The 3406-nt window shown below is 75.6% G+C and carries 3 protein-coding genes and 1 pseudogene; 3 read left to right on the top strand and 1 reads right to left on the bottom strand.

Annotated features, from left to right (window positions below; translation table 11 throughout):
* Positions 1-632, bottom strand: a pseudogene (locus VR45_RS39785) (hypothetical protein); the annotation flags it as partial.
* A gap of 299 nt (positions 633-931) precedes the next feature.
* Between VR45_RS39785 and VR45_RS39780 the strand changes: the two are divergent.
* From VR45_RS39780 to VR45_RS39770, 3 genes are all read left to right on the top strand, one after another.
* The gene (locus tag VR45_RS39780) at positions 932-1840 is read left to right on the top strand and encodes an aminoglycoside phosphotransferase family protein (RefSeq protein ID WP_045944848.1); all 909 of its coding nucleotides are present in this window, start codon (positions 932-934) and stop codon (positions 1838-1840) included.
* A 327-nt stretch (positions 1841-2167) separates the two neighbouring features.
* Positions 2168-2623 (top strand): recombinase family protein, encoded by a 456-nt coding sequence (locus VR45_RS39775; RefSeq protein WP_053642724.1) that lies wholly within the window; start codon positions 2168-2170, stop codon positions 2621-2623.
* Between the two features lie 156 nt (positions 2624-2779).
* A partial coding sequence (locus VR45_RS39770) for an AAA family ATPase (RefSeq protein WP_159394543.1) occupies positions 2780-3406 on the top strand: 627 nt, incomplete at its 3' end.

Genomic DNA, 3406 nt, shown 5'->3' with positions numbered 1-3406 from the left:
CTGTCGGCCAGGTCGGCGAGTCGACGGGAGGGGTTCCAACCGATGTCCGCCGCACCGTCCTCGGCCAGCTCCTCGCCCGGGTCCTCGGCCGGCGGGCACGGGGCCAGGGTGATGCCGGTGCCGCCGAGGTGGGCGGCCAGCGGCAGGCCCGCGAGCGCGGCGCTGCGCCGGAGTGCGTCCAGCAGGGCGGCGGAGACTCCGAGTTCGGCCGGAGTCGGCCCGGCGGGCCGGGCGGCCAGGACCCCGGGCGGGACGCGGAGCCCGGCGGACGGGAAGGCCGACGGGCCCACCCTTAGCTCCCGACCGGAGCCGTCCCGGCCGGCCTCCAGCCCGAACGCGGGCAGGAACTCGGCGAGCGCGTTCACCATGGCCGTCCCGACCACCTCACGGGCCGGACCGGCCGGCTGCCCCGGTTCGGCCATCGCGGCGGCGCCGGTCAGCCGGGGGGACGGCAGCCAGTCGAGCGCCGCCGCGCCCGCACACCGGTCGGCGTCGGCGGCGGGCCGGGCCGGGCGGATCCGCACACCGGGCCCCTCCTCGCCGAAGGCGACCGGGAGCCCGGAGAGCAGTACCGCGTCGGTCAGGCGGTCGGCCAGGTCGGGATCGACCCGCCCCGGCGGCGGAGGAGTCAACGGTCCTGGCCCTTCGGTCGATTGCTTCGGCGCATCGTCGAACTCCCGTTCCCCGCCTGCCTCGTACCCAAACACCGGGCGCGGCGGCCGGCTCGAATACCTGGTCGCTGCCCTCGAAGACGCCCTGCGGTTCGACCGCCACGAGCCCGGCGGCCTCCCGACCGGCCTGCGGCGGCGCCTCCGTCGGGGCCGTCGTCACCGGCAGCGAATCCATCACCCGCAAGATCCTCGGCTTCCGAACGCCGATCGCCTCCGGAAAATCACTGGCGGCGGCGAGGCCCGGGCAGAACCCTCTCACCGTGACACTTCATGAGAACGAGATCCGTGTGGACGAGGCGGCGGCCCGGTCGCTGCTGCGGGAGCAGCGACCGGAGTGGGCCGAGCTCCCCATAGCGCCGGCCGGTGCGGGTACGGACAACAGGATGTACCGGCTCGGCGACCGGCTGCTCATGCGGCTGCCGCGCACCCCGGACAACGCGGAGGCCGTACGGAAGGAGCAGACGTGGCTGCCGAAGTTGGCGCCGCATCTTCCCTGTCGCATCCCGGAGCCGGTGCACCGCGGCACTCCGGGCGCGGCCTTTCCACTGGCCTGGTCGGTGTACCGGTGGATCGACGGCGATGAGGCCGGCCCTGGATCGGTCGGCGATTGGCCCGCCTTCGGGGCCGATCTGGCCGTGATCGTGCAGAGCCTGCACGCCGTCCCCCTGATGGGGGCCGCTCGGCAGGGCGAACTCAGCTGGTACCGCGGAGGTGGCTTGCGCGCTTGTGACCAGTGGGTCGGCGAATGCTTCGACGCCTGCGGAACGATCGAGGGCCTCGACCTCGACCTCGAGCGGCTGCGGCACCTGTGGCAGAGCGCGCTCGCCCTGCCCGAGCCGTCCGGTCCCCAGGTATGGCTCCACGGCGATCTCAAACCCTCCAACCTTCTGGTCCGGCAGGGGAAGCTGCACGCGGTCATCGACTTCGGATGCCTCTCGGTCGGTTTCCCCGACGCCGAGCACGCCCCGCTGTGGGATCTTCCGCCCGGGGCCCGACAGGCGTACTGGGAGGCCATGAGCCTCGACGAGGTGACGTGGTCGCGTGCCCGGGCATGGGCCCTCGCCGTCGCGGTCAGCGGGGTGTCGTACTACTGGCGCACCTACCCCCGCTTCGTCGGCGAGTGCCTGTCGCGTCTCCGCGCGATCCTGGAAGCCGCCGGCGGACGGTGAACCGGACCCGGCCGGGGCCTCACCGCGAGCGCTGGTCCCGCAAGGGGCCGACTCGTTCGGGATCGGCATCCGAAACCGTTCCCGAACCACCCGGCAACCGCACGGCTCGGAGACCGACGGACACCGGCGTGCGGGGCTCGGTGGGGCCGTACTCGCGGCCCCGCCCAGCAATGGGTAGTGGCCCCCATTGATCCCCGCACCATTCCGGGAGTCCGCTGGGTATCGGCCCGGTGGCTGCCGGGCGTCGCCCCGGCCCAGCCCCTCCCCCACCCGCTGCCCGGTGCCGTCCTCCCCCACACGCACAGTGACCAGAGCCAGGTGAACGGCATGCACGACCTCCACCGACCGGCACGTCCGACGATGCGGCGGGCCGCGATGTACCTGCGGTGCCGGCCCTACGACGCGCGGGAGGCCGACTACATGTGGACCGCCATGGAGCAGCTGGCCGACCGGTTCGGGCTGCCGACGCCGGACGTGTACACCGACCACGGGCTCAGCACTCGCGGGCCGCTGCCGGCGCTGGAGAACCTGCTGGTGGCGGCCGAGCGCCGCTGGGTGGACGTGGTGCTGGTCCCGGGCCCGTTCGTGTTCGCGCTCGACGACCGGGCGGCGGCGGAGACCGTGCGGCGGTTCACCCGGGCGGGCTGCGAGGTGATCGAGGCGCCGGGGCGGGTCGTCCGGCCGGTCGGGGTGCCGCGACTGTCGGCCGTCCCCGGCTTCGGCCCGGGCCGCCCGCGCCGTCCCGCCCCGGGCGAGGACCCGACCGCGTACCAGGCGGTCTGAGCGGCGACGCGGACCGCTGCCCCACGGGAGCGCCGACCGCCCCGCCCGATGCCGCCCCGCCGGGCGCGGGCATCATAGGGGTATGCCCGCTCAGACTGGATCCGCCCCGCGCCGGGGTGTCGACGGCCGCGCCGGTCGCGGCCCGGCGCGGCGCCGATGAACCGGCCGTTGCCGCCGACCGTGCCGGAGGAGGGAGCCCCGGGGGCCGCCTTCGTGGGTCGGGTCGGTGAACTCGCCCGGCTGACCGACGCGCTCGCCCGGCCCCCGGCCGTCCTGCTCGTCGAGGGCGAGGCGGGCAGCGGCAAGTCGCGGCTGGTCGCCGAGGCCGTCCGGGCTCTGGACGGGATGTCCGGGAGCGGGACGACCACGCAGGACAGGACGCCCACGGTTCCCGGTAACACCACCCCCCGCCGCCCGGTGCTGCTCGGCCGGTGCCACCCGCTGCGCGAACCGGAGCCGTTCGGGCCGGTGGTCGACGCCCTGCGGGACGCCGCCGCCCTGCTGCCCCCGCCCGCCGAGCTGCCGCCCAGCACCGGGGCGCTGCGCCTGGTGCTGCCCGACCTCGCCGACCAGCTGCCGGACGCGCCGCCGGACGGCGGGACGCTCCTGTCCGCGCGCCGGCTGCTCGCCCAGGGGGTGCGGGCGCTGCTCGCCGCGCTCGACGCCCCGGTACTGGTGGTCGAGGACCTCCAGTGGGCCGACGACGCGACCCTCGACCTGCTGGTCCGGCTGGCCCGTGACCTGCCGCCGCGGCTCGCCCTGGTGGTCACCTACCGTCCCGAG

It is taken from the genome of Streptomyces sp. NRRL S-495 (assembly GCF_000966955.1).
Lineage (GTDB): Bacteria > Actinomycetota > Actinomycetes > Streptomycetales > Streptomycetaceae > Kitasatospora > Kitasatospora purpeofusca.
The sequence above is the reverse complement of the archived record's forward strand: the minus strand, read 5'-3'. Positions and strand labels throughout refer to the sequence as shown.

Coding starts and splice junctions, on each gene's coding strand:
- VR45_RS39775 (WP_053642724.1), top strand. CDS start 2,168: ATGCACGACCTCCACCGACCGGCACGTCCGACGATGCGGCGGGCCGCG.